This is a genomic window from Methylobacterium sp. J-076, from assembly GCF_022829405.1.
In the GTDB taxonomy this organism is placed as follows: domain Bacteria; phylum Pseudomonadota; class Alphaproteobacteria; order Rhizobiales; family Beijerinckiaceae; genus Methylobacterium.
In genome coordinates, this window is the sequence record NZ_JAKSXW010000149.1 from 171331 (window position 1) to 195348 (window position 24018).

At 71.2% G+C, this 24018-nt stretch carries 24 protein-coding genes; 15 read left to right on the forward strand and 9 right to left on the reverse strand.

The features are described from left to right. The first annotated feature begins 210 nt into the window (after positions 1-210). From MKK53_RS22980 to MKK53_RS23000, 5 genes are all read left to right on the forward strand, one after another. The gene (locus tag MKK53_RS22980; protein WP_243931154.1) at positions 211-1584 is read left to right on the forward strand and encodes an MBOAT family O-acyltransferase; all 1374 of its coding nucleotides are present in this window, start codon (positions 211-213) and stop codon (positions 1582-1584) included. Between the two features lie 2 nt (positions 1585-1586). After that, complete coding sequence (locus MKK53_RS22985; protein ID WP_243931156.1) at positions 1587-2603, forward strand: hypothetical protein; 1017 nt, start codon at positions 1587-1589, stop codon at positions 2601-2603. Between the two features lie 155 nt (positions 2604-2758). Continuing rightward, positions 2759-3178 (forward strand): RNA polymerase-binding protein DksA, encoded by a 420-nt coding sequence (dksA, locus tag MKK53_RS22990; protein WP_243931158.1) that lies wholly within the window; start codon positions 2759-2761, stop codon positions 3176-3178. A gap of 57 nt (positions 3179-3235) precedes the next feature. Beyond that, on the forward strand, positions 3236-3634 hold the full coding sequence (locus MKK53_RS25500; protein WP_279599219.1) for a hypothetical protein: 399 nt from the start codon (positions 3236-3238) through the stop codon (positions 3632-3634). After that, positions 3631-4104: a hypothetical protein gene (locus tag MKK53_RS23000; RefSeq protein ID WP_243931160.1), complete on the forward strand. Its 474-nt coding sequence runs from the start codon at positions 3631-3633 to the stop codon at positions 4102-4104. Before MKK53_RS25500 ends, MKK53_RS23000 begins: the two co-directional genes overlap by 4 nt. A gap of 167 nt (positions 4105-4271) precedes the next feature. Here the strand turns inward: MKK53_RS23000 and MKK53_RS23005 are convergent, their stop codons facing one another. Next, the gene (locus MKK53_RS23005; protein ID WP_243931162.1) at positions 4272-5543 is read right to left on the reverse strand and encodes an NAD(P)/FAD-dependent oxidoreductase; all 1272 of its coding nucleotides are present in this window, start codon (positions 5541-5543) and stop codon (positions 4272-4274) included. An 89-nt stretch (positions 5544-5632) separates the two neighbouring features. Continuing rightward, the gene (locus MKK53_RS23010) at positions 5633-5935 is read right to left on the reverse strand and encodes a hypothetical protein (protein WP_409564402.1); all 303 of its coding nucleotides are present in this window, start codon (positions 5933-5935) and stop codon (positions 5633-5635) included. Between the two features lie 237 nt (positions 5936-6172). Here MKK53_RS23010 and gltX point away from each other — a divergent pair, with 237 nt between their 5' ends. Both gltX and MKK53_RS23020 read left to right on the forward strand, forming a co-directional pair. Next, positions 6173-7513 (forward strand): glutamate--tRNA ligase, encoded by a 1341-nt coding sequence (gltX, locus tag MKK53_RS23015; RefSeq protein ID WP_243931166.1) that lies wholly within the window; start codon positions 6173-6175, stop codon positions 7511-7513. 77 nt (positions 7514-7590) lie between these two features. After that, positions 7591-7878, forward strand: coding sequence for a hypothetical protein (locus MKK53_RS23020; RefSeq protein WP_243931168.1), 288 nt, complete (start codon positions 7591-7593; stop codon positions 7876-7878). Positions 7879-8011: 133 nt separating this feature from the next. Here the strand turns inward: MKK53_RS23020 and MKK53_RS23025 are convergent, their stop codons facing one another. Beyond that, on the reverse strand, positions 8012-9304 hold the full coding sequence (locus tag MKK53_RS23025) for a hemolysin family protein (protein ID WP_243931170.1): 1293 nt from the start codon (positions 9302-9304) through the stop codon (positions 8012-8014). Between the two features lie 164 nt (positions 9305-9468). After that, positions 9469-9921, reverse strand: a complete 453-nt coding sequence (locus tag MKK53_RS23030; RefSeq protein WP_243931172.1) for a hypothetical protein — start codon at positions 9919-9921, stop codon at positions 9469-9471. A 263-nt stretch (positions 9922-10184) separates the two neighbouring features. On the opposite strand from MKK53_RS23030, the gene argS reads away from it, so the two are divergent. From argS to tatC, 6 genes are all read left to right on the forward strand, one after another. Then, positions 10185-11936, forward strand: coding sequence for an arginine--tRNA ligase (gene argS, locus MKK53_RS23035; protein WP_243931174.1), 1752 nt, complete (start codon positions 10185-10187; stop codon positions 11934-11936). 51 nt (positions 11937-11987) lie between these two features. Then, entirely contained in the window at positions 11988-13370 is a 1383-nt protein-coding gene (locus MKK53_RS23040) for an SPOR domain-containing protein (protein ID WP_243931176.1), read from the forward strand. Positions 13371-13573: 203 nt separating this feature from the next. Then, positions 13574-14581 carry a beta-N-acetylhexosaminidase gene (gene nagZ / locus MKK53_RS23045; RefSeq protein WP_243931178.1) on the forward strand — a complete coding sequence of 336 codons (1008 nt, stop codon included), beginning with the start codon at positions 13574-13576 and terminating at the stop codon, positions 14579-14581. Positions 14582-14735: 154 nt separating this feature from the next. Further along, the gene (locus MKK53_RS23050; RefSeq protein WP_243931180.1) at positions 14736-15008 is read left to right on the forward strand and encodes a twin-arginine translocase TatA/TatE family subunit; all 273 of its coding nucleotides are present in this window, start codon (positions 14736-14738) and stop codon (positions 15006-15008) included. Between the two features lie 82 nt (positions 15009-15090). After that, on the forward strand, positions 15091-15657 hold the full coding sequence (tatB, locus tag MKK53_RS23055; protein ID WP_243931182.1) for a Sec-independent protein translocase protein TatB: 567 nt from the start codon (positions 15091-15093) through the stop codon (positions 15655-15657). Further along, positions 15654-16454 (forward strand): twin-arginine translocase subunit TatC, encoded by an 801-nt coding sequence (gene tatC / locus MKK53_RS23060; RefSeq protein WP_243931184.1) that lies wholly within the window; start codon positions 15654-15656, stop codon positions 16452-16454. Before tatB ends, tatC begins: the two co-directional genes overlap by 4 nt. A 123-nt stretch (positions 16455-16577) precedes the next feature. Here the strand turns inward: tatC and tyrS are convergent, their stop codons facing one another. Next, a complete protein-coding gene (tyrS, locus tag MKK53_RS23065; protein WP_243931186.1) occupies positions 16578-17849 on the reverse strand; it encodes a tyrosine--tRNA ligase in 1272 nt (423 codons plus the stop codon). A gap of 110 nt (positions 17850-17959) precedes the next feature. On the opposite strand from tyrS, the gene MKK53_RS23070 reads away from it, so the two are divergent. Further along, positions 17960-19099, forward strand: coding sequence for an anhydro-N-acetylmuramic acid kinase (locus tag MKK53_RS23070; protein WP_243931188.1), 1140 nt, complete (start codon positions 17960-17962; stop codon positions 19097-19099). Between the two features lie 6 nt (positions 19100-19105). Then, complete coding sequence (locus MKK53_RS23075; RefSeq protein WP_243931190.1) at positions 19106-19708, forward strand: DUF3578 domain-containing protein; 603 nt, start codon at positions 19106-19108, stop codon at positions 19706-19708. 9 nt (positions 19709-19717) lie between these two features. On the opposite strand, the gene MKK53_RS23080 is transcribed toward MKK53_RS23075, so the two are convergent. From MKK53_RS23080 to MKK53_RS23095, 4 genes are all read right to left on the reverse strand, one after another. Further along, on the reverse strand, positions 19718-20536 hold the full coding sequence (locus MKK53_RS23080; protein ID WP_243931191.1) for a transglutaminase-like domain-containing protein: 819 nt from the start codon (positions 20534-20536) through the stop codon (positions 19718-19720). A gap of 85 nt (positions 20537-20621) precedes the next feature. Further along, positions 20622-21545 (reverse strand): transglutaminase family protein, encoded by a 924-nt coding sequence (locus MKK53_RS23085; RefSeq protein WP_243931193.1) that lies wholly within the window; start codon positions 21543-21545, stop codon positions 20622-20624. Positions 21546-21617: 72 nt separating this feature from the next. Next, positions 21618-22172, reverse strand: coding sequence for a response regulator (locus MKK53_RS23090; RefSeq protein ID WP_409564421.1), 555 nt, complete (start codon positions 22170-22172; stop codon positions 21618-21620). A 435-nt stretch (positions 22173-22607) separates the two neighbouring features. Beyond that, positions 22608-23789: a transglycosylase SLT domain-containing protein gene (locus tag MKK53_RS23095; protein ID WP_243931196.1), complete on the reverse strand. Its 1182-nt coding sequence runs from the start codon at positions 23787-23789 to the stop codon at positions 22608-22610. Positions 23790-24018 lie beyond the last annotated feature (229 nt).

The following is a 24018-nucleotide window of genomic DNA, read 5'->3' on the forward strand; positions in this document are numbered from 1 at the left end:
TTCGGCCGTCCATGAGGAACGAGCGACGAGACGGATGATCGCCGCGGTCGACCTCGGCAACTGCAGGAGATCGGCACCGGTCCCATCGGGCGGGGCAGCGCCGCGCCCAGCTCCACCGTCCGACCGCGTCGCTTGAGTTGACGGGGCGGCGCCGATCTCCGACAAGGCCCGCCGCCTTCGAGGAGCCTGGCGGTCCGGCCGCGCCGCTGAATGCTTTTCAACTCGTACGTCTTCCTCCTCGCCTTCCTGCCGACCGCGCTCGTGCTGCACGGGCTGGTCGCGCGCGCCGCGCCGGCTTGGCGGCTGCCGCTCCTCGTCGTCCTGTCGTTCGTGTTCTACGGCTGGTGGGACGTGCGCTTCGTGCCGCTGCTCGCCGGCTCGATCCTGGTCAATTGGCTCGTCGCCCGCGCCTTCGAGCGGACCGGCTCCCGCTGGCTGATTCCCGCGGCGATCGCCGGCAACCTCGCCCTCCTCGGGGTGTTCAAGTACGTCGATTTCTTCGCCGACCTCGCGAACCTGATTCCCGGGCTTGGGGCGCCGCGCCTCGGCCTCGCCCTGCCGCTCGGCATCTCGTTCTTCACCTTCCACCACATCATGTACCTGTCCGACCTCCGGGCCGGTCGCGCCCCCGCCTTCGGGCTGGTGAAATACGCCCTCTACATCGCCTTCTTCCCGCAGGTCCTCGCCGGGCCGCTGGTGCGCTGGTCGGAGATCATGCACCAGTTCGACGAGCGGCCCTACGCGCGCGCCGACGCCGCCGAACGCTTCGCCCGCGGGCTCGTCCTCCTGGCCGTCGGCCTCGCCAAGAAGGTCTTTCTGGGCGATCCCCTGGCGGCCTATGTCAACCCGGTGTTCCAGGCGGCGGCGCAGGGCCGGGCCATCGGCTCCGGTGAGGCGTGGCAGGCGGCGCTGGGCTTCACCTTCCAGATCTACTTCGACTTCTCCGGCTACACAGACATGGCGCTCGGCATCGCGCTGATGTTCGGCCTCGTCCTGCCGCAGAATTTCGACGTGCCCTACCGCGCCACCTCCCTCCAGGACTTCTGGCGGCGCTGGCACATGACGCTGTCGCGGTTCCTGCGCGACTACCTCTACATCCCGATGGGCGGGAATCGACGCGGCCTGCCCCGGCAGGTCGGCGCCCTCTTCGCCACCATGGCGCTCGGCGGCCTGTGGCACGGGGCCGGGCTGACCTTCCTCGCATGGGGCTCCCTCCACGGCGCCGGCCTCGGGGCGGGGATCCTGGCCCGCCGGGCCCGCCTGCGCATCCCGGCGCCGGTCGGCTGGGCGCTCACCAGCCTGTTCGTCGTCCTGACCTGGGTGCTGTTCCGGGCCTCCTCGTTCGACGCCGCCCTCGCGATCTACAAGGGGCTCGCCGGCCTCACCCCGGGCGGGACGGCGTTCAAGTGGCGCGCCATCGCGGCGGCGGCCCTCGTGGCGACCCTCGGCCCCACGGCGTGGGCCGCCGTCCACCGCCTGCCGCCCCGGCGCAGCCTCGCCATCGGCGTCGCGCTCCTCTTCGTGCTCGTCCTGCTCAAGATCGGCGACGACGCGAACTACGAATTCATCTACTTCCAGTTCTGAGGATGGCGCAGCGTCATCCCACACCGGACCTCGCATGGCGGGGCTTCGCCGCCGCCATCGTCGTCGGCGTCATCGGCCTGACGCTCGGCTACCTCGCCGTCGCCGTCGCGGTCGATCCCTACGAGACCGGGCGGGTCACCCTGTTCTCCCGCGGCGCCCTGCGCCCCCAGGGGCCGCGGACCGCCGTGGCGATGCGCGGCCGAGACGGCGCCTATGATGGCGCGATCATCGGCAACTCGCACATCCAGCTCATCGAGCCGGCCATCCTGAGCCGGGAAACGGGCGTGCCCTTCGTGCAGCTCTCCGTGCCGGCCACCGGCCCCGCCGAGCAATTCGCCGTGCTGCGCTGGTTCCTGCGCCACCACCCGAAGCCCGGGGCGATCGTGCTCTCGGCGGATGCGTTCTGGTGCGGCGACGACCCGACCTTCGCCAGCGAGCATCCGTTCCCATACTGGCTCCTCGGCGACTGGCCGTCCTATCTCCGCGGCCTGCTCCGGCTCACCGCCGCGCAGGAGACGGTGAACCGCATCGGCTGGCTGCTGAACCGGACACGTCCGCTGGCCGTCGCCAATGGCTGGTGGAACTACGAGGCCGACTACCTGAACCTCGGGTTCGCGCTGGACCCGCACCTCCGCCGCAAGCTCGACATTCCCGCCGGGCCGGAGCCCGAGGCCGGCCGGGCCGGGCCGTTCCCCGTCGCCGGGCGGTTCCGGGCGGCGCTCGCGGAGATCCCGGCCGCCACCCCGGTGGTCCTCGTGTTCCCGCCGGTCTACGCCGCAGCGGAGCCGCCCGCCGGCAGCCCCCGCGCCAGGGCCGAACGGGCGTGCCGCGCGGCGATCCGCACCGAACTGGCGGGCCACGGCCGAAGCGCGGTGATCGACTGGCGCGACGGTCGCCCCCAGTCCCGCGACCCGGACGCGTTCTTCGACCAGAGCCACTACCGGTTGCCGGTGGCGCAGGCGATCGGGGCCGAGATTGCCAACGCCATCATCCGTTTGCGGGCCGATGGCGCAAATTGAGGCTTGCGACCGTGGCAACCAAGCCGCACGCACCGACACAGTGCGGTTGACGAAAGACGGAACGCCCCCGCCGCGTTGTGGTGGCCCTGAGCGTCGACTATACGGCACTCGATTATCGCCGCACACCGGCCACCCTATTCGGAAGAGGGCGACGCATGGCGAAGGTGACTCTAGAGGACGGTTACGTCCCGTCCGACGACGAGCCCTTCATGAATGAAAGGCAGCGCGAATATTTCCGGCGCAAGCTGCTGAATTGGAAAAGCGAGATCCTGCGGGAGGCCCAGGACACGCTGACGGCGTTGCAGAGCGAGAACGAGAACCACCCCGACCTCGCAGACCGGGCCTCCTCTGAGACCGACCGGTCGATCGAGCTCCGGGCCCGCGACCGCCAGCGCAAGCTCACCGGCAAGATCGACGCGGCCCTCGCCCGCCTCGAGGACGGGTCCTACGGCTACTGCGAGGAGACCGGCGAGCCGATTTCCCTGAAGCGCCTCGACGCCCGCCCCATCGCGACCCTCTCGCTCGAGGCACAGGAACGCCACGAGCGCCGCGAGCGGGTCTACCGGGACGATTGATCGGCGCCGGGGCGGCCCTACCCTCGTCCGGCGCCATCGTGCGCCTCGGAGTCCCCCATGAAACCCCTGCTGGCCGCCGCGCTGATCCTCGCCCTCTGCGCCTGCAGCGAATCGAAGCCAGGCCCCGCCGGGCCAGCCGGACCCAAGGGCGAGCAGGGCCCCGCCGGCCCGCAGGGTCCCGCGGGCCTGAACGGTGCCACGGGCGCGCCGGGCCCGGTCGGGGAGCGTGGCCCTGTCGGGGCGCAGGGGCCGGCGGGCCCCTCCGTCAACAGCCAGATCCGCCTCGACGTCGCCTGTCATAAGGACGAAGACCTGATCGGCGCTTATTGTCGCGGCATGGCCGTGCTGCCCTCCGTGTCCGTCACGGACGGGGTGGCGACCGTCGCCTGCATCGACATGAACGCCAAACCCGCCAAGGACGCCGCCCCGGTGGCCGTCTGCATGAGGAAGCCGTGAGCCGCGCCCCGATCCTCCTCGCCGTCCTGATCGCCGCATTCCCCGCCGCCGCTGCCGAGCCGTTCGTGCCGGCCGACCGGGCGGCGGTCGATCTGGTGAAGAGCCACGTGACGGACGGGTACGTCACCGTCGCCCGAACCATCGCCTATGCCGAGCGGGCCAGCCGGGGCGCCTTCGCCTTCGCCGGCTACCGGGTCGAGCAGCAGCCCGGCGAAGCGTTCAAGCACGTCCGCGTCTGCTACCAGCTCGGGACCGACCCGCCCGTCTGCGACGTGGAGTATCTCGTGGGCGCCAACCCGCCCCATGTCGAACCGTCGGACCGCTTCATCGGCCTCGGCCGGGACCTCGAGCACGGCCCCCGGGCCTTCCTGCGGGCCCTCGCCCGGCAGGCGTCCCTCCAACGCCAGCCGGAGATGCTGCGCCGGATCCAGGCGGCGGCCGAGCCGTACAACCCCTACGACTGGCGGTAGGCGCGGCATCCGCCACGGCCGCACCGAGGCGTGGGCGTCAATCGCCTCCGGCTTCGCCGCGCGGTCCCGGCGCGATCGATGCGCAGAGCAGGGTTGCCTGGGCGGGAGCGTCCCGCTGAGATCACGCGGGCGGCGAACAGCCTCTGCCTCAGGCCGGTGGGGTATGGCTAGATCAGGCGTGGGAGCCCCATCAGCCGTTGCGGCGCGAAGGGGGTGATCGGCACGGAAGGGCTGCGGCCGGTGGCGAGGTCGGCGACGATCTCTCCGGTGATCGGCCCGGTCGAGAGCCCGATATGGCCGTGCCCAAAGGCGAAGATCAGCCCGTCGTGGCGGGGCGCCCGGCCGATCACGGGCATCCCGTCCGGCGTCGAGGGGCGCGAGCCGAGCCACGGCTCGTTGTCGAGGGGCCCGCCGAGGCGCAGGGTTTCGGCGGCCTCGCGGCTCGCCGCCTCGATCTGCGAATGGTCCGGCGCCGCATGCCGGGCGTTCAGCTCCACCCCGGAGAGGACCCTCACCCGGTCCGGCCCCATGGGCGCGATGATCGACGCCGCGCCGGTGTCGAGGACCGGGCAGGTGAGGGGCGGGCTGTCCGGATGGAGGGCGTAGTGGCGGTGGTAGCCGCGCTCGGCCGCCAGCGCGAGCCTGTAACCGAGGCTCTTGGCGAGGGTGCCCGACGCGGCGCCGGCCGCGAGCACGACCTGCTTCGCCCGCAGGGTGCCCCCGTCGTGGCCGATGGCCCAGCCCCCGGCCTCCGGGGCGAGGCGGCCGACGCTGCCCCGGACCCGGCGCCCCCCGGCCTGCGCGAACAGCGCCTCGCAGGCCTCGATCAGCCGGCCGGGTTCGCGCACCGAACCCGTTTCGGTGAGCAGCATCGCCCGGGCGTAGCGGCGCACCAAGGCGGGTTCGCGCTCGCGCAGGGCATCGCCGTCCAGAAGCTCGAAGGCGACGCCGTGACGTTCGAGGATGTCGCGCTCCAGCGCCGCCCCCGCGAAGGCCTCCTCCGTGCGGTAGGCCTTGATCCAGCCGGTGCGGGCGAGGCGGTCGGTGGTCCCGGCCTTCGCCGCAAGGCGCTCGTGGGCGGCATAGGCCGCGCTGGTGAGCGGCAGCAGCGCCGCCGCCGCCTCGCGCCAGCGCGACTCCCGCGCCCGCGCGAGGAAGTGGGTAAGGTAGGGCAGGATCTGCGGCAGGTGCGCGTAGTCGAGGCGCAGGGCTCGGTCGGCGTTGCGCAGGTAGGCCGGAAGTTTGCTCCAGAGGGCGGGGCTCGCCATCGGCAGGATCGAGCCGCGGCTGACCACGCCCGCATTGCCGTAGGAGGTTCGCGCCCGGGCCTCGCCCGGATCGCACAGCACCACGTCCAGGCCGCGCTCGCGCAGGGCGAGGGCCGAGGCGAGGCCCACCATCCCCCCACCGATCACGATGATGTCCGTCGTCTCGTCCATTCCGCCACCGTCGAGCCGGGCCGTTCCCGTGCCGCCTTGTGGCGGATTCGAACGGCCCGGAATAGGTGCGTCGCGGGAATGGCTGGCGCCTACGATCCGCCGCCCGCGGCACCGCCGCCGCCTTCCTGCGGCACCGCCCGGCTCGGCTGGCCGGCATTGCCGCCCACGGCGGAATCGGTCGTGACGGTGGCCGCGCCCGTGCCGGACCGGGCGATGGTGGTGTTGGCGCCGGGGCCGCTGTTCTGCCCGTCTGCGCCGATCACCACGGTGCTGTTCGGCGGCGTGGTCGGCGCCACCAGCTGGGGTGGGCCGGGCTCGCGCGGGGGCGGCGGCTTGTTGGCGTTCTCGGCCGCCACGGCCCCTCCGGCGGTGAGGGAGAGAACAAGGATCAAGGCAGTTCGCATCGGGCACCCCGTCTGATCGAAGCCGGAAACCGGCCGGGCCACCCCGCCGGCATCGGCGGGGCGTCGTGCCCCCGGGACAGCTCACGCTCCCGTGAACACGGGCGGACAACGTGGAGACGCGCGGGGCGTTTCACGGCCGGGGTGAGGAAATGCCGGGACTGTCTGCGCGCCACGCCGCCTCGCAAAGACGGTGGGAGTTTTCGGGCAGCCTGCTAGAGAGCGGACATGAGTCTCGTCCGTTTCGCCCCGTCGCCGACCGGCTACCTCCACATCGGCAACGCCCGCCCGGCGCTGCTGAACGCCCTGTTCGCCCGGCGGCATGGCGGCCGGTTCCTGTTGCGGCTGGACGATACCGACCTCGCCCGCTCCACCGAGGCCTTCGCGCAGGCGGCGCGGGAAGACCTCGCGTGGCTCGGCATCGCGCCCGATCTCTTCGCCCGGCAGAGCGAGCGCAAGGCCGAGCACGATGCCGCCGCCGCCCGGCTGAAGGCGGCGGGCCGCCTCTACCCCTGCTACGAGACCCCCGAGGAGCTGGACCGCCGCCGCAAGCGGCAGCTCGGCCGTGGCCAGCCGCCGATCTACGACCGGGCCGCCCTGAAGCTCACCGAGGAGGAGAAGGCCGCCTTCGAGGCCGAGGGGCGTGCGCCCCACTGGCGCTTTCTCCTCGAGGCCCGCACGGTCGCCTGGGACGATCTCGTGCGCGGCCCCGCCCATATCGACTGCGCGTCCCTGTCGGACCCGGTCCTGATCCGCGCGGACGGAAGCTACCTCTACACGCTGCCCTCCGTGGTGGACGACATCGACTTCGGCATCACCCATGTCATCCGCGGCGAGGACCACGTCACCAACACGGGCGTGCAGGTGCAGCTCTTCGAGGCCCTCGGCGCCCCCGTGCCGATCTTCGGGCACCACAACCTGCTGACCACGGCGGACGGCGAGGGCCTGTCGAAGCGCCTCGGCCACCTGTCCCTGCGGGGCCTGCGCGAGGCGGGATACGAGCCGAGCGCCGTGCGCTCCCTGGCCGTCCTCACGGGCTCCGCCGAATCGGTGCGCGCCGTCGAGGGGATGGATGAGCTCGCCACGCTCATCGACCTGTCCGAGATCTCCCGGGCGCCGGCCCGGTTCGACGAGGCCGACCTCGACGGGCTGAACGCCCGGCTCGTCCACGAGATGCCCTACGCCGCCGCCGCCGAACGGCTGCGGGCGATGGGCGTGCCCGATGCGGTGGCGGAGGCCTTCTGGCTGGCAGTCCGCGCCAATCTCGGCAAGGTCGCCGAGGCCGCTCAGTGGTGGCGCGTCGTCGAAGGTCCGGTCACACCGCGGATCGAGGATCCGGCCTTCGCCGGGGCGGCCCGCGAGACCCTGCCGGCCGAGCCCTTCGACGGCGGCACCTGGAAGGCCTGGACCGGGGAGGTCCGTGCCCGGACGGGCGCCAAGGGCCGCGCCCTGTTCATGCCCCTGCGTCTCGCCCTGACGGGGCTCGACCACGGCCCGGATCTCGCCGGGCTCCTGCCGCTGATCGGCCGGGAGCGAGCGCTGGCACGGCTTTCGGGGCAGGTGGCGTGAGCGCGGCCCGGCGGTTTTAGGGCCGCCTTAACCATGGGGGAGCGAGCCTCGGGCCATCGCCACCGAGGGATTCGCGGATGACCAAGCTGACGCACGAGGACGAACACGCCATCGACCGTTTGACCCTGCACCTGCTTCAGGACGCGTATTTCGATGTCGTCGCCGTCCTCCGCGGCGCCCAGCCGAAGGCCGCCGCCGCCATCCTGGCGGTGATGGAGCAGCGGGTCGCCAACGCGCTCACCCGCATGTGCCGGGACGATTCCGAGGGCACCGGCTCGCGGGGCATCGCGTTCGCCGTCGGCGAGCGGCTCGGCGACATCATGGAACAGGCCCACGGGCACGTGAGCACGGCACAGGTGGCTTGAGGGGACGCGTCCCGGCAGAACCAGTCATCGCGAGCGGATGGGGGACGATCCTCCTCCCGCACCATGCCGACTGTCCCGCCGCCCTGGAGGTGGGCGGCGGAAGCGGACCGGCCCGGGGAACGCCGTCCCCCGGTCAGGCCTCGTCCGCGATGCGGGTCGCGAGGATCTTGTCGACCCGCCGGCCGTCGAGATCGACCACTTCGAGCCGCCACCCCGCCACCTCGCAGACCTCGCCCGTTTCGGGGAGGCGATGGAGGGCGGCGATGACGAGGCCGGCCGCGGTCTCGTAGTCCCGCGGAAGCGGCAGGATCAGTCCGAGCTGGTCGGCCATCTCGTCGGCGGGCATCGAGCCGGCGATCAGCCACGAGCCGTCCTGGCGACGCACCGCGTCGGGTTCGGGGTTTTCCGAGAGGAAGGCCCCCGCGATGGCGTCGAGGATGTCGGCGGGGGTCAGCAATCCGTCGAAATGGCCGTACTCGTCGTGGATCAGCGCCATGGGCGTCGGCGCCCTGCGCAGGGCGTCGAGGGCATCCAGGGCATCGACCGTGTCCGGCAGGACGAGGGCATCGCGGACGAGGGCGCGGATCCGCGTGTGCAGGCCGGGGCCGTCCGCCTCCAGGAGGGCCGGGACGAGGTCGCGCACCTGCACCACGCCGATCATGCCGTCGGGGTCGGCCTCGGTCACCGGCAGGCGGGCATGGGGGCTCGCGCAGAGGAGAGACCGGATCGCCGCCTCGTCCCGGGACAGGTCGAGCCAGACCACGTCGGTGCGCGGCGTCATCACCCCGCGGACGGCCCGGTCGCCCAGGCGCAGCACGCCGGAGATCATCGCCCGCTCGCCGCCCTCGATCACCCCCGCCGTCTCGGCCTCGGCCACGAGGCTGCGGATCTCCTCCTCCGTGACCGCGCTGGCGCTCGCGGTCTCCTGGCCGATCAGCCGGAAAACGGCGCGGGTGGAGGCATCGAGCAGCCACACCGCCGGGAAGGCGAGCCGCGTCACGACGCGTATGCCGGGACCGACAGCGCAGGCGATTCCCTCCGGGTTGCGCAGGGCGAGGTGCTTCGGGACCAGCTCGCCGACGATCACCGACAGGTATGTGATGATCCCGATGACGAGGCCGTAGCCCACCGTATCGGCCCAGCCCCGGGGAAGTCCCGCCTCGACGAGGGACGCAGCCAGCCGGTCTCCGAGGGCGGCGCCGGAGACCACGCCGGACAGGATGCCGATGAGGGTGATCCCGATCTGGACCGTCGAGAGGACGTGGCCCGGCGATTCCGCCAGGGCGAGGGCGATGGCGGCGCCGGGCTTGCGCGCCTCGGCCATGGTGCGGAGGCGGCTCTTGCGGGCCGAGACGATGGCCAGTTCGGAAAGGGCGAAGACGCCGTTGAGCGCGATCAGGAGGACGACGACGGCGAGTTCGAGCAAAGGGCGGGGCGCGGCGCCGGCTCCTCGCGGCCACCGGACGTCCTCTGATTGGGCGGGGGATCTACAAGTGGGAACCGCCGGGCCGCCGTTCAACGCCGGGGGAGGGGATGCCCCGGGAGGACGGTGTCCCCCGGCCGCCTCGGCCGGGGGCGTCGTCCGCCGCGTCAGCAGCCGCAGCGGTAGCCGTAGGCCGGGGCGTAGCCGTACCCATACCCGCCGTAGCCGTAGCCGCCGTAGCCCGCGGGCGCGTAGCCGTAGGATGGGGCGTAACCGTACCCGCCGTAGCCGGCCGGGTAGCCGTACCCGTAGCCGTACGAGCGGCCGTAGCCGCCGTAATACCCCCCCGTGACGGCGCCCGCTGCCAGGCCAAGTCCGAGGCTGACACCGGCGCCGGCCAGCCCGTAGCCGAGGCCCCGCCCATAGCCGTAGTGCCGCCCGTAGCCGTAGCCGCGGTATCCGGCATAGCCGCGAGAGCCGCCGAACCCGCCACGATAGCCACCGTGATATCCGCCGAACCCGCCATGGTAGCCGGCGCCGCGGAAGCCGCGCGCCTCGGCCGCCGGAGCGACGACCAGGGCCGCGCACAGGGCGATCCCGGCCAGCATCAAACGCTTCATGTCAGAAACTCCAGATCGGATGATCAGCATCCGGCGCGACAACAGCCGTGACTCAGCGGTTCCGCAAGCATTCGCCTAGGGCATCGGTAGTCACGCCCCCTGGAAAACGGGCCACGGCCGGCGGTCGGTGACAGGGCTGTCCGCCCTTGCTATGCGGCGGAGGCGTATGGCGGCCAGCCGGCCGGAAATGCGGTCGCGCCGTCGCGAATCGGGCCTGCCCCGCCGCAACGCTGCATCGCGACCAAGCTCTGAGACGATCCGGAATGAACATCTTCGCCCAGTTCGAGGCGCGTGTGCGCGAGGCCCTGGAGGCCCTGACCCGGAGCGGCACGCTGCCGGCGGGGCTCGATTTCGGCCGCGTCGTCGTCGAGCCGCCGCGCGATCCCGCCCATGGCGACCTCGCCACCAACGCGGCCCTGGTGCTTGCCAAGGAGGCGAAGACCAATCCGAAGGCCCTCGGCGAAGCCCTGGCCGGCGAGCTCCGCCAGGATCCGCGGGTGGCCGAGGTCTCCCTCGCCGGGCCCGGCTTCATCAACATGCGCCTGCAGCCGGGCATCTTCCAGGACGTGGTACGGGCGGTGCTGGCAGACCCCGCCGGCTACGGCCGCGCCCGGCTTCCCGGCGGCCCGGTCAACGTGGAATACGTGTCCGCCAACCCCACCGGCCCGATGCATGTGGGCCACGGCCGGGGCGCGGTGTTCGGCGATGCCCTCGCGAGCCTCCTCGTCGCGGCCGGGCGGCAGGTGACGCGGGAATACTACATCAACGACGCGGGCGCGCAGGTCGATGTGCTGGCCCGCTCGGCCTACCAGCGCTACCGCGAGGCCCTCGGCGAAAGCTTCGCCATCGGGGAGGGGCTCTATCCGGGCGACTACCTCAAGCCCGTGGGGGAGGCCCTGGCGCAGGGCCACGGCCGGGCGCTTCTGGACAGGCCCGAGGCCGAATGGCTGCCGGCCGTGCGCGATCTCTCCGTCGCCATGATGATGGACATGATCCGGCAGGATCTCGCGGCCATCGGCATCGCGCACGACGTGTTCTTCTCCGAGCGCAAGCTGCACGAGAGCGGCGCCGTGGGCGCCCTGCTCGCCGACCTGCGCACGCGCGGCCTCGTCTACGAGGGCCGGCTGCCCCCGCCCAAGGGCCAGCTCCCGGAGGATTGGGAGGACCGCGAGCAGACGCTGTTCCGCACCAAGGATTTCGGCGACGACACCGACCGGCCCCTGCTCAAGTCGGACGGGAGCTTCACCTATTTCGCCGCCGACATCGCCTACCACCGCGACAAGGTCCTGCGCGGGGCGGAGGAGATCATCGACGTCCTCGGCGCCGACCACGGCGGCTACGTGAAGCGCATGCAGGCCGCCGTGAAGGCGGTGAGCGACGGCAAGGCCGTCCTCGACGTGAAACTCTGCCAGCTCGTGCGGCTCCTGCGCGCGGGCGAGCCGGTGAAGATGAGCAAGCGGGCCGGTGAGTTCGTGACCCTGCGCGACGTGATCGACGAGGTCGGCCGCGACGCGATCCGCTTCATGATGCTGTTTCGCAAGAACGACGCGACCCTCGACTTCGACCTCGCGAAAGTGGTCGAGCAGTCGAAGGACAACCCCGTCTTCTACGTTCAGTACGCCCACGCCCGGGTGCGTTCGGTGCAGCGCCAGGCCCGGGAGGCGTTCCCGGATGCCGATCTGACGCCCCGGGCGCTGCTGGCGGAGGCCGACCTGTCCGTGCTGGCCGATTCGGGCGAGGCGGAGATGATGCGGCTCATCGCCCAGTACCCAAGGGTGATCGAATCGGCTGCAATGGCCCACGAACCCCACAGGATTGCGTTCCATCTGTACGAGATCGCAGCGTCGCTGCACGGTTTCTGGAACAAGGGCAAAGACTTGCCGCAATTACGGTTTGTTAATGCAACGGATCGAAAGTCCACATGGGCGAGGTTGGCGCTCGTCGAGGCCGTTCGATCGGTGTTGGCCGACGGTCTCAGCCTCCTCGGGGTGAGCGCGCCGGACGAGATGCGCTAGCCCGATTCGTACCGGTGAGGGACCGGTCCGCCACTGGTTGAGGAAGCTACCATGACGAACGCGTCGCGCGCTCAGATCGATCTGGATGCCCTTGCGCGCGATCTGCGTCACGAAGACGGTTCGCCGAAGGCCAACAAGAGCGACCCCTTGGCCGAACTGGCGCGGATCGTCGGGCAGGACGATCCGTTCCGCGCCCTCCTCGCCGCCCGGGACGGTACCCCACCGGCCGCACCGGAGGACACCGCCCCCGGCCACGACGCCCACTGGCCGCCGCGGACCGAGCCGCGCTTCGCGGCCGAGGAGCCGCCCCGCGCCACGCCCGCGGACGCCTTCGACCAGTATCTCGCCTCCGTCGAGCGCGACATGCAGCCCTACCCCGCTCCCGAGCACGCCGGGGACGAGGGCGCTGCGGAGCCGGACGAGACCTACGACGACGCCCGCTCCCTGCGCCGGGCTGCGCCCCGGCGGCGCTTCGCCTCGGTGGGCGCGGGCATCGCCGTCGTCGCCATCGCGGTGACCGGCGCCCTGACCTACAAGGGCATGCACGGCACCTCGGACGGTGGAAACGTGCCGATCGTCCAGGCCGATTCGACACCGCTCAAGGTCGCCCCGAAGGTGGCCGACGGCGTCGAGATCCCCGATCAGAACCGCCAGATCTACGACCGCAACGCCACCAGCAAGGACAACGGCCAGATCAAGGTCGTGAACCGCGAGGAGCAGCCCCTCGACGTGGCCGAGGCCGCCCGCGCCGCCGGGGGGACTTCCGCCGCCCAGGGTACGACGCCGGGCAACGGCCCGTTCGAGGCCTTCGGCGAGCCCCGCCGGGTCCGCACGGTCTCCGTGAAGCCGGAGGCTCCGCCCACGCCCGCGCCGCAGGCCGAGGCCGCGCCCTCGCCGGTCCCGACGATGGTGCTGCCGGGCACCGAGGCCGCGCCCGCGGCGACGGCGCCCGCGCCGGCCCCCGTCCGTCCGGCCAAGCCCGTCCGCCAGGCCGAGGCGCTTCCCGTCCCGGCGCCCGCGGCCACCCCGGTCGCGGCCGAGCCGGCCGCCGCCGCACCGGCCCCTGCGCCGAAGCCGGTGGTCGCCCGGAAGGCGCCCCAGCGGGTCGCCTCCGTGACCCCCGAGACCCTGGGGGGCACGAGCCCCGAAACGACACAGGCCACCTCGCCGCAGGTCGACACGACCTCGCCGGTCAGCGGCTTCTCCGTCCAGCTCGGGGTCCGCGGCTCTGCGAACGACGCCCGCAGCGCCTTCCGCCAGATGCAGGCGAAGTACACTCAGCTCGCCGGCAAGCCCGAGCTGATCCGGCAGGCCGAAGTGAACGGGAAGACCATCTTCCGCGTCCGCGTCGGGCCGCTGTCGAAGGACGAGGCGTCCAGCCTGTGCAGCTCGCTCCAGGGCTCCGGCGGCCAGTGCTTCGTGGCCAAGAACTGACATCGCCACGGGCGGGGGCGCCGGGCCCCCGCCATCGCCGGACGTCGGGCTGACCGAGTCCGGACGGCAACACCCGCCCGCGCTCGCACGACGACGGCCCGCCGGGCCGGGCTCCCGCCTTGCACCGCGTGTGGCGCCGTCCGATTCTGCCCGCTCCGATCCGCCCGCCCCCCCCCGGCTCCCTCGCCCCGGAACGCTGCCCGATGACCTCCCGCGCCCTGATTCTCGGCTGCGCCGGCACGACGCTCTCCGCGGAGGAGACGGCGTTCTTCCGCGATGCCCGGCCCTGGGGCTTCATCCTGTTCAAGCGCAACATCGGCACGCCGGCGGAGGTCCGCGCCCTCACCGCCGCCCTGCGGGACTGCGTGGGCCGGGCCGAGGCCCCGATCCTGATCGATCAGGAAGGCGGGCGCGTGCAGCGCATGGGCCCGCCCCACTGGCCGAAATATCCGCCGGGTGGCAGCTACGGGCGCCTGAACGGGTCGGCCGCGGCCATCGCGCGGCTCGGCGCGCGGCTCATCGCCCACGACCTCGCGGAGGTCGGCATCAACGTCGATTGCGCGCCGGTCCTCGACGTTCCCTCGCCGGGCTCGCACGACATCATCGGGGACCGGGCCTACGGCGCGAGCCCCGCGGAGGTGGTGGCGATCGGCCGGGCGGTGGCGGAGGGCCTGATGGCCGGCGGCGTCCTGCCGGTGGTCAAGCACATGCCCGGCCATGGCCGCGCCGCGTGCGACAGCCACAAGGGCCTCCCGGTGGTGGAAGCCGGGATCGAGGAACTTCGCGGACGGGACTTCGCGCCGTTCCGGGCGCTCTCCGACCTGCCCATGGCCATGAGCGCGCACGTGGTGTTCACGGCCCTCGACCCGGATCGCCCCGCGACACAGTCGCCCACGATCATCCGGGACGTGATCCGCGGCGAGATCGGCTTCGACGGCCTGCTGATGACCGACGACCTGTCGATGCATGCCCTCACCGGGCCGTTCCGCGCCCGCGCCGAGGCGGCGTTCGCGGCGGGGATCGACATCGCGCTCCATTGCAACGGGGACGCCGAGGAGATGCGCGCCGTCTGCGAGGGCACGCCCCTCCTCTCGGCGGACGCCGCCCGGCGGGCCGCGGCCGCGCTGGCCCGCCTCGACGATCTGGAGGACGGTCTGGACCTGCCCGAGGCCCGGGCTCGGTTCGCCGCCGCCTTCGGCCAGGCCGCCTGACGCGGCGCCCCATCCCTCCACGGCCGTCGCCCTCCGGCCCACCGCTTCCGCTTGTGTTCCGGGAGCGCCCTCCCTAGGTTCGCGGGAAATTCCTCAACGGACAGCGCGCTCCAGTCGCATGGCCCTTGGGCCGAGCGGAGCGCAGGAGGTCGTCATGGGTAGCATGAGCATCTGGCACTGGGTCATCGTCGCGGTCATCGTGATGCTGCTCTTCGGACGCGGCAAGGTGTCCGACCTGATGGGTGACGTCGCCAAGGGCATCAAAGCCTTCAAGAAGGGCATGGCCGAGGACGAGACGCCCCCGCCCGCCCAGCCGGTCACGCCGCCCCAGCAGCCCGTGCGGACGATCCCGCACACGGCCGAGACGAGCCCGGGCACCGCCGTCCCCGCGAGCCACCTGCCGGGCGGCGAAAGCAAGACGATCTGATCGTCTCCGAAGGATTGCCGGGGCGCGCACTCGCACCGCTGTGCGAGGCCGCCGCTCCCCCGGCCGCAGGACCGTCGACGACATGCTGGATATGAGCTGGGGCGAGGTGATGCTGATCGGCGGCGTCGCTCTCATCGTCATCGGGCCGAAGGATCTGCCGAAGGCGCTGCGCACGGTGGGGCAGGTCACGACCAAGCTGCGCCGCATGGCCGGCGAGTTCCAGATGCAGTTCAACGAGGCGATCCGCGAGGCGGAGCTCGATGGGGTGCGCAAGGAGGTCGATGGCATCCGCGATACGATGCGTGGCGCGTCGGCCTTCAATCCGGTCCAGACCATCCGCGACGAGCTTCGCGGCGCGGTCGAGGGCCGAGCTCCGCAAGCCGATCCGTCGCCGCCCGTCGCGGGCAACGAGGCCTATGGCCCGCCGAAGCCCGAGCCCGTCATCGGATCCACCCCGCCCGCGTCGGCGCCTCCGCCTGTGCCGAAGCCGCGCAGCCTCGCCGATGCGACGGCGAAGCTGCGGGCCGAGCGCCAGGGCACCCGGGGCGCGGCCGAGGCGCCGCTGCCGGTTCCCGGTTCCGTCGACGATCCCTACGGCACGCCTGAGCCCGAGGCTGCGCGCCACCCCAACGAGACCGCCGCACAATGAAGACCGAGGCCGACGAGGCCGAGATCGAGGCGTCGCGGGCGCCGCTTCTCGAACACCTGATCGAGCTGCGTTCGCGCCTGATCAAGTCGCTGATCGCGTTCGTGCTGATGTTCTTCGCGTGCTTCTTCTTCTCGCGCGATATCTACAACATCCTCGTCTACCCCTACGTGTCGGTGGTGGGGGCACAGAACGCGGAGCTGATCGCGACGCACTTCCTCGAACAGGTCTTCACCAACATCAAGCTCAGCGTCTTCGGCGCGGCCTTCCTGGCCTTTCCGGTGATCGCGACCCAAATCTACGCTTTCGTCGCACCGGGGCTCTACCGCAACGAGCGGAAGGCGTTCCTGCCCTACCTCGTCGCGACGCCGATCTTCTTCGTCCTCGGTGCGCTGGTGGTCTTCTTCCTGGCGATGCCGCTGCTCATCAAGTTCTCGGTGTCGCTCCAGCAGGTCGGCGTCGCGGGCGAGCCGACGATCAAGCTGATGCCGAAGGTCGATGAATACCTGTCGCTGATCATGACGCTGATCTTCGCCTTCGGCCTCGCGTTCCAGCTGCCGGTGATCCTCACCCTCCTCGGGCAGATCGGGGTGATCGACGCCGCCTTCCTGCGGGAGAAGCGGCGCTACGCGATCGTGCTGGTCTTCGTCGCCGCGGCGATCCTGACGCCGCCGGATGTGATCTCGCAGCTCTCCCTGGCCGTGCCGATGCTGCTCCTCTACGAGGCGTCGATCTTCTCGGTCACCCGGGTCGAGTCGCTGCGCAAGGCCCGGCGCGCGGCGGAGGGGCTGGAGCCGTAGGGCTCCGTCTGCCGCTTCGCCGTCATTGCGAGCAAAGCGAAGCAATCCAGGGTGGCGCCACGTCTTCCGAAAGGTGCGCTTCCCTGAATTGCTTCAGTCCGTTCGCAATGACGATGGCGGGGTTCACTCCACCCGCAACAGCACGTGCTTCTTCTTGCCGAAGGACAGCTTGATGACGCCGTCCGCCGTCAGGTCGGACGGGCGCAGCACCGCCTTGTCGTCGCTGACCTGGACGTCGTTCACCCGCAGCCCGCCGCCCTTGATCTGGCGGCGCGCCTCGCTGGTCGAGGGCACGAGCTTGGCGTGCTCCGGGCCGAAGGCGGTGAGCACGCCGAGGCCCGCATCCAGCACCGAGCCCGGCACCGTGATCGTCGGCAGGTCGGCGGCGAGCGATCCTTCCACGAAGGTCTTGCGCGCCGTCTCGGCGGCGGCCTCGCCGGCCTCGCGGCCGTGCATCAGCGCCGTCGCCTCGGTGGCGAGCACCTTCTTCGCCTCGTTGATCTCCGCCCCCCCGAGCGCCGCCAGCCGCGCCACCTCGTCCGTCGGCAGCAGGGTGAACAGCTTGAGGAAGCGGCCGACGTCTGCATCCTCGGTGTTGCGCCAGAACTGCCAGTAATCGTAGGGCGCCAGCATCTCCGGGTTGAGCCACACCGCACCCGCGGCGGTCTTGCCCATTTTGGCGCCGGAGGAGGTGGTGAGCAGTGGGCAGGTGAGCCCGTAGAGCTGCGGCGTGCCCATCCGCCGGCCGAGATCGATGCCGTTGACGATGTTGCCCCACTGGTCCGAGCCGCCCATCTGCAGGAGGCAGCCGTGGCGGCGGTTCAGCTCCGCGAAGTCGTAGGACTGGAGGATCATGTAGTTGAATTCCAGGAACGACAATTCCTGGTCGCGCTCCAGGCGCAGGCGCACGCTGTCCATGGAGAGCATGCGGTTCACCGAGAAGTGGCGGCCGACATCGCGCAGCATCTCGATGTAGTTGAGCTTCAGGAGCCAGTCGGCGTTGTCGACCATCACCGCGTCGGTCCCGGTCTCGCCGAAGCGCAGGAACCGGTCGAAGGTCTTGCGGATTTCGGCCTTGTTGGCGTCGATCTGCTCGATGGTGAGGATCTTGCGCGATTCGTCCCGCCCGGACGGGTCGCCGACGCGGGTGGTGCCGCCGCCCATGAGGGCGATCGGCTTGCCACCGGTGGCCTGCAGCCAGTGCAGCATCATGATCGAGAGCAGGTGGCCGACGTGCAGCGACGCAGCCGTGCAGTCGTAGCCGACATAGGCCGTCAGCCGGCCCTCCGCCGCCGCGGCATCGATCCCGGCCAGGTCCGAGGCCTGGTGGAGGTAGCCCCGCTCGGTCAGGATCCGCAGGAAGTCGGATTTCGGCGTGAAGTCGGCGCTCATCATGGTCACGGAGTTCGGGGCGGGCGACAGGGTGCGGCCCGCGTGCTAGCTCCCCGTCATGGGGACCGGCCCGGCTCTTAACAGGGCGATCCGCGAAAGGCACGGGGGAAGGCATGGCGATGTCGCGCGCGATCGGCCTGATGAGCGGCACGTCGCTCGATGGGGTCGATGTGGCGCTCATCGAGACGGACGGCGAGACCGTCCGCGTGGTGAAGGGCCCCAACAACTTCCTCGAACCGCTCGGGCCCACCGGGTACCGCGGCTACGCGGAGGAGGAGAAGGCGCTGCTGCGCGCCGCCACCAAGGACGCCGAGGCCATCGTGCAGCCCGGCGACCGGCCCGGGCGCCTGCCGGAAGCGGAAATTTTCACCACGGAGGCCCATGCCGAGGCGGTGGAGCGCTTCCTCGCCGAGAACGACCTGAAGCCCTCCGACATCGACGTGGTCGGCTTCCACGGCCAGACCGTGATCCACCGGCCGGACCACCGCATCTCCGTGCAGATCGGCGATGGGCAGGCGCTGGCCAACCGCCTGCGCATCCCGGTCGTGTCGGACCTGCGCCGGGCGGACGTCGAGGCGGGCGGGCAGGGGGCCCCCCTGGTGCCGGTGTTCCACAAGGCGCTCGCCGAGGCGTCGGGCTTCAACGGGCCGGTCGGCATCCTCAACATCGGCGGGGTCGCCAACGCGACGCTGATCGATTCCAAGGGCGGGGTCATCGCCTTCGATACCGGGCCGGGCAACGCCCTGATCGATGAGTGGATGCAGGAGCGCGAGGGCAAGAACCTCGATGACGGCGGCCGGACGGCGGCCCGCGGCCGGCCGGACGAGCCGCTGCTGGCTTGGCTGCTGACGCACCCGTTCTTCTTCCGCCGCCCGCCCAAATCCCTGGACCGGAACTGGTTCTCCCACAAGCTCGCCGGCCAGCTCTCGACGGAGGACGGGGCGGCGACGCTCACCGCGTTCACGGCCCGTGCCGTCGCCCGCGCCCTCGACCACGCGCCGGAGATCCCCACCCGGTGGATCGTGGCGGGGGGCGGCGCGAGGAACGGCGAGTTGGTGCGCCTCCTGAACTACCATCTGCGCGCCGAGATCACGACGGCGGACGCCATCGGCTGGTCCTCGGCCTATCTGGAGGCGCAGGCCTTCGCCTTCCTCGCGGTCCGCTCGCTGAAGGGCCTACCGATCACCTTCCCCTCGACCACGGGGGTGCGCGAGCCCATCGGCGGCGGGAGCCTCGCCCGGCCGGATGCCTGATCGACGGTGAGCCTCGGCTACGCCCTGCGGCGCATCGTCGAGGAATATCCCCTCGCGAGGCTGGAGCCCCCCGCCGGACACGTCCTCGCGGCCGTGATCCGGAAGGGCGCCCCCGACGAGCTGCGCCGGGCGCTGGAGCCGGTGAAGGGCACCTTCCTCGTCAAGGGAAGCCCCGGGCGCGGCACCCGGTGGGCGGCGGTGCCGTGGCTGGCGGTGTTCGATCCGTCGGTGACGACGAGTGCGACGCGGGGCTACTACCTCGTCTATCTTTTCCCCGCCGACCGGGAGCGGGTGCACCTGTCGCTGGCGCAGGGCACCGTCGCGGCCCTGCGCGAGCATGGGAAGGGTGCGCTCGACCATCTCCGCCGGAGCGGTGACGGCCTGAGGGAACGCCTGTCGGACTTCGGGGAGAGACTCCCCGTGAGGAGCCTGCGGCTCGGGTCCGAGGGCGAGTTGCCGGAGGGCTACGAGGCGGCGCACATCCTCGGCCTCTCCTACGACCTCGCCGATCTCGGCGACGAGGCCCGCCTGCACGCCGACCTCGCCCTCGGCATCGAGGCCTACCGGGCCCTGAAGGCGCGGGGCGGCTTGGACGGGCTTCCCGCCTGAGGGGATGCGTCAGTCCAGCTCGTCCGTGTGCACGTCGAAGCGGGCGAGGTTCGCGAAGCCGAAATTCGTGGAGATCGCGACATCCGTGGCGTCGCGGCCGCGGGCCATGACGATCCGGCCGATCCGCGGCCGGTTGTGGCGCGCGTCGAACGTGTACCAGCGGGGGCCGTCCGGCCCTTCGAGGAAGACCTCGAACCACGCGGAGAAATCCATCGGCGCGGGGTCCTTCGGCACGCCGATGTCGCCGAGATAGCCCGTGGCGTAGCGCGCGGGGAAGTTCATGCAGCGGCAGAAGGCGATGGCGAGGTGGGCGAAGTCCCGGCACACGCCCTCCCGCTGCATGAAGCCGTCATGGGCGGTGCGGGTGGCGTCGGCGCGCTGGTAATCGAAGCGGATCCGCTCGTGAACGTAATCCACGATGGTCTGGACCCGTCCCCAGCCCTCCGGCGCCGAGCCGAACAGCGACCACGCGGTCTGCGCGAGCTTGTCCGTGTCGCAGTAGCGCGAGCCGAGGAGATAGATCAGCACCTCGTCGGGGAGATCCTGCACCGGGATCTGCCTCGCCTCCGGCACGCAGGGATCGGGCAGGCCGCTGTCGTAGACGTCGAAATCCGACGACACCGTCAGGGTGCCGGGGGGCGCGACGATCCGGTGGCAGAGGTTGCCGAAATCGTCCCGGTACTCGTGCGCCGTGACCGGTGGATCGAAAGTGAGCACGTGCGGCGTGAGCACGTCCGGCATCCGGGTGGGATGGACGCTCAGCATGAAGATCATCGGCGTCGGTTGCATGGTTTCGAAGGCGATATCGAAGCCGGTTCTGATCCGCATCGTCCTCACCTTATCCTCTCGGCGCACATCGCCAGACTCGTGCCAACCATCCCATCCGGACGCCGGCAAAATGCGTGCGTTCCATTCAACACGGCAACGGCGCCACGTTCCACTCCCGCGGACGGCCATCGCTGTCCGACAGGTCGTTGACCACAACCGTGACGTTCATGCCGAGGTCGTCGCTCGACAGGCCGAAGAAGGATCCGTGCAGCGGCACCGCCTGGGTGGGATCGCGGGCGACGGCGACGCGGATCAGATCACGGTTGCCGACGATGCCGTTGGTGGGGTCGAACTCGACCCAGCCCGCGCCCGGCAGGTAGACCTGAAGCCACGCATGGGTGGAGCCGCCGCCGACATGGCGTGCGCGGTCGTTGCCCGGATTGTAGAGGTAGCCGCTGACGAAGCGGGCCGCCATGCCAAGGGCCCGCACGGCCTCCATCATCAGCACCGCGAAGTCCCGGCAGGAGCCCCGCCTCGCCCGAAGGGTGGTCAGCGGGGCCTGCACGCCCTTCTCCGACCGGGCGAGGTAGGTGAAGTCCGCCCGGATCCTGCGCGTCATGGCCGCCAGCAGGTCCTGGGTGGGGATGCGCCCCTCCGACGGGATGAAACCGCGGGCCCATGCATCGATCTCGTGCCGGGGATCGGGCCAGGATCGTTCGATCGAGCGGGACAGGTCGGGCATGTCCTCGGCCCCGTAACCGAACGGGTAGAGCACCGCGTGCGGGGCGATGGGGAAGACCGGCGCGTGTTCCGGCGTGTGCTCCAGGGTGATCCTGCAGTCGAAGGTCAGGGTCTCCGCACGGGTGGCGAAGGTGGCCACGGCGACGCAGTTGCCGAACACGTCGAACATCCACCGCAGGGTGGCGGGTTCGGGGCTGATGTCGAGGGAGGCCTCGATCAACCGTTGGTCGTAACTGTCCCGGGGGCGGAACATGATCCGGTGTTCACCGAACGCGACCGGCCGGCGGTACCGGTACACCGTGTGATGGCGGACGGACAGGATGGGCAAGACAAGCTCCGGGCGCAGACCGCCGCGGGTCCCTTCATGCAAGGCGTGGGCCCGGACGAAACCGGGCCCGCCTCAGGCGATGGGTGGGGCCGGTTCCCGGGCGGCGCGCTCGGCTTCCTGCAGGACGTCGGCCGCGCGCCAGGGCTTGGCGATGAAGACCGCCTCGGCCGGAAGGTCCGGCCTCCGGACGCCGTGGCCCGAAGTGATGACGAGCCGCGCCCTCGGCCAGAGGGTCGCCACGGCCCTGGCGAGTTGCAGCCCGTCCATCTGCCCGGCGAGGCGGATGTCGGCGAAGACGAGGGCCACCTCGCCGCCGCGCTGTTGCAGCACCGCCAGGGCCTCCTCGGCGCTCGGGCAGCCGACCACCTGGAGCTCGGTCTCTTCCAGCAAGGTCTTGGCGAGCTCGCGGATCTCGGGCTCGTCCTCCACGACGATGGCGAGGTGGACCGCCCTGGTTTCGCCGGCCGGGCGGGCTTGCCCATGCGACGCCGTCACCGGCGCAGGCTGCGCCTGCTTCACCCTCCGGACGAGCGCGGCGAGATGGGCCGGCACGCCCTCGGTGATGAGGTCGTCGTAGAACGAGGCGAGCGTCTGGCCGATCTGATCGAGCGGTACGCCCGGCGTCAGGGTGTCCGTGAACGGCGAGTGCGGCTCAGGATGCGGCTTCCTCAAGGGTTCCCCCGACACGGTATCGCGCCGCGCTGACGTGCGGCTTCCTGAGAAGAGAAGTCGGTAATCCGCAGGCGGTTGCGAATGGAGGTGGCCGGCGCCCCGGTCTTTTAGCGAGGAAGGTCGCCCCTGGTGCATCACGGACGGCGTGAAAGCCCAGCCTGATCAGCTTGGCGGACCGTCTATCCAGTGTGATCGACGGCCGATCAGGACAATCATACGGCCGATAGGGGGAGTTGCCGCCAACACCGACACGAACACCGGTTTCCGGGACAGAGGGCGCGCTGTCCCACCCTCCCTCGATCGGAGGTGGCGAGAGGCACGAACGAACGTGGAGAACCGCCACCGCAGAGGGGTCGATCTCAGGGACGCCGCGTCTCCCGGCCCGGGGGATTACTGCGTCTCGACCGCCGCATCCGTGTCGGCATAGGCCATGATGCCGGACAAGGCGCGGACGTTCTGGTAGCGGCTGCCCCGGGCCTGCATCATCGCTTCGAACTTCTCGTGGACCTGGGCCACGGACAGGCTCAGCGGCTTGCGGTGGCGGCCACGCCCGACGAAGCGGTTGGCGGCGAAGAAGATGGAGCGGTTGGCCCGGGCCGGGCCGGGCAGCAGGACCGCGGCCGCGGCGGCGGGCTTGTTCACGACCTGATCGAGGAAGTCGCCCGCATCGTCCGGGCCGAGGAAGTGGGCGAGGTAGACCTCGCCGAGGGTGAGGTCACGGCCGATCCGCTGGCTGATCCGGGCGGCATCGCGCTTCAGCATCTCGCCGGCCATCAGGGCGGAGAGGTAGGGGTCGCGGCGCAGCTCGAGGATGCGGGCGCGTTCGGCGGCGTCGGTGATCACCGGCTTGTCGTTGGCGTCGGCGGTGACGAGGCCGGCTTCCTTGGCGAGGCCGTACTTGGCACCGAAATCGCGCACCACGCCGAGCCACGTGCGCTCGATGAACTGGTAGAGGCCGGTCGCCGACGAGGTCTTGGCCTGGACGGCGGTGATGAAGCTCGATTCCTTGTCGGCCACGGCCATCAGCAGCACCGGGTCGGTCTGCACGGCCTGCGCGGCCTTCACGATGGTCTGGACCAAGTGGCGCCGGATCTTCATCGACCCGAATTCGAGGATGTCGTTCGGATCGCCCGTGGACGATTGCGACAGCAGGTAGTCGTAGGACACCCGATCGACGCCGCTCGAACCGAGGTCGGTGTCGAGATCGTGGAGCGGGGCGAAGCTCGACGAGGCGCGCAGGGTCGCGTTCTCCAGGTCTTCGCTGAGGGCCACGAGGTGGAGGTGAGGCCGCGGCATGCGGATTTCGGTGGCCGCCTCGGCCGGCGTCACCGCATGGGGCAGGCCCACCTTGCCGAGATCGATCCCCGAACCGAGCAGCGCGGCGCTGAGCGAGCCGGCGATCAGGGTCACGGTCAGGAGGGAGCGCACCAGGGCCGCCTTGCTGCCGTGGGAGACGCCGACCAGCGGCTGCGCGGCGATGGCGCCGTGGGTGCCCTTTCCGAAATGCCGGACCTGGACCGCGCCAGACTTCGCCACCACCGTCTTCCCCGATCCGACCGAGCGGCCCTGCATCGTGATTCCGTGTCCTGCGGCGCCGGAGGGCGCTGATGGCTTAATCTGGCTTGACAGATGTGGCGACAACACGGCCGTGCTTGTGGCGAGCCTGGGGCAATCCCGGGCTATTTCGCGGCTTGACCGTTCAGGCCGTCGAGCCGGTGTCCCCGCCGGGCGGCGGCAATCCGGGCCGGCGTATCCCGGCGCCCGTGACTCCCGCGGGTTCCATCCTTAAGAGGACGCTCAA

What these genes read in the sequence shown, in the direction of transcription:
- gltX (WP_243931166.1), top strand. Translation starts at nt 6,173, where the DNA reads ATGAGTCTCGTCCGTTTCGCCCCGTCGCCGACCGGCTACCTCCACATC.
- MKK53_RS22980 (WP_243931154.1), top strand. Translation starts at nt 211, where the DNA reads ATGCTTTTCAACTCGTACGTCTTCCTCCTCGCCTTCCTGCCGACCGCG.
- MKK53_RS23030 (WP_243931172.1), bottom strand. Translation starts at nt 9,921, where the DNA reads ATGAAGCGTTTGATGCTGGCCGGGATCGCCCTGTGCGCGGCCCTGGTC.
- MKK53_RS23050 (WP_243931180.1), top strand. Translation starts at nt 14,736, where the DNA reads ATGGGTAGCATGAGCATCTGGCACTGGGTCATCGTCGCGGTCATCGTG.
- tyrS (WP_243931186.1), bottom strand. Translation starts at nt 17,849, where the DNA reads ATGATGAGCGCCGACTTCACGCCGAAATCCGACTTCCTGCGGATCCTG.
- MKK53_RS23040 (WP_243931176.1), top strand. Translation starts at nt 11,988, where the DNA reads ATGACGAACGCGTCGCGCGCTCAGATCGATCTGGATGCCCTTGCGCGC.
- MKK53_RS23020 (WP_243931168.1), top strand. Translation starts at nt 7,591, where the DNA reads ATGACCAAGCTGACGCACGAGGACGAACACGCCATCGACCGTTTGACC.
- MKK53_RS23005 (WP_243931162.1), bottom strand. Translation starts at nt 5,543, where the DNA reads ATGGACGAGACGACGGACATCATCGTGATCGGTGGGGGGATGGTGGGC.
- MKK53_RS22985 (WP_243931156.1), top strand. Translation starts at nt 1,587, where the DNA reads ATGGCGCAGCGTCATCCCACACCGGACCTCGCATGGCGGGGCTTCGCC.
- tatC (WP_243931184.1), top strand. Translation starts at nt 15,654, where the DNA reads ATGAAGACCGAGGCCGACGAGGCCGAGATCGAGGCGTCGCGGGCGCCG.
- dksA (WP_243931158.1), top strand. Translation starts at nt 2,759, where the DNA reads ATGGCGAAGGTGACTCTAGAGGACGGTTACGTCCCGTCCGACGACGAG.
- MKK53_RS23095 (WP_243931196.1), bottom strand. Translation starts at nt 23,789, where the DNA reads ATGCAGGGCCGCTCGGTCGGATCGGGGAAGACGGTGGTGGCGAAGTCT.
- tatB (WP_243931182.1), top strand. Translation starts at nt 15,091, where the DNA reads ATGCTGGATATGAGCTGGGGCGAGGTGATGCTGATCGGCGGCGTCGCT.
- MKK53_RS25500 (WP_279599219.1), top strand. Translation starts at nt 3,236, where the DNA reads ATGAAACCCCTGCTGGCCGCCGCGCTGATCCTCGCCCTCTGCGCCTGC.
- MKK53_RS23070 (WP_243931188.1), top strand. Translation starts at nt 17,960, where the DNA reads ATGGCGATGTCGCGCGCGATCGGCCTGATGAGCGGCACGTCGCTCGAT.
- nagZ (WP_243931178.1), top strand. Translation starts at nt 13,574, where the DNA reads ATGACCTCCCGCGCCCTGATTCTCGGCTGCGCCGGCACGACGCTCTCC.
- MKK53_RS23080 (WP_243931191.1), bottom strand. Translation starts at nt 20,536, where the DNA reads ATGCGGATCAGAACCGGCTTCGATATCGCCTTCGAAACCATGCAACCG.
- argS (WP_243931174.1), top strand. Translation starts at nt 10,185, where the DNA reads ATGAACATCTTCGCCCAGTTCGAGGCGCGTGTGCGCGAGGCCCTGGAG.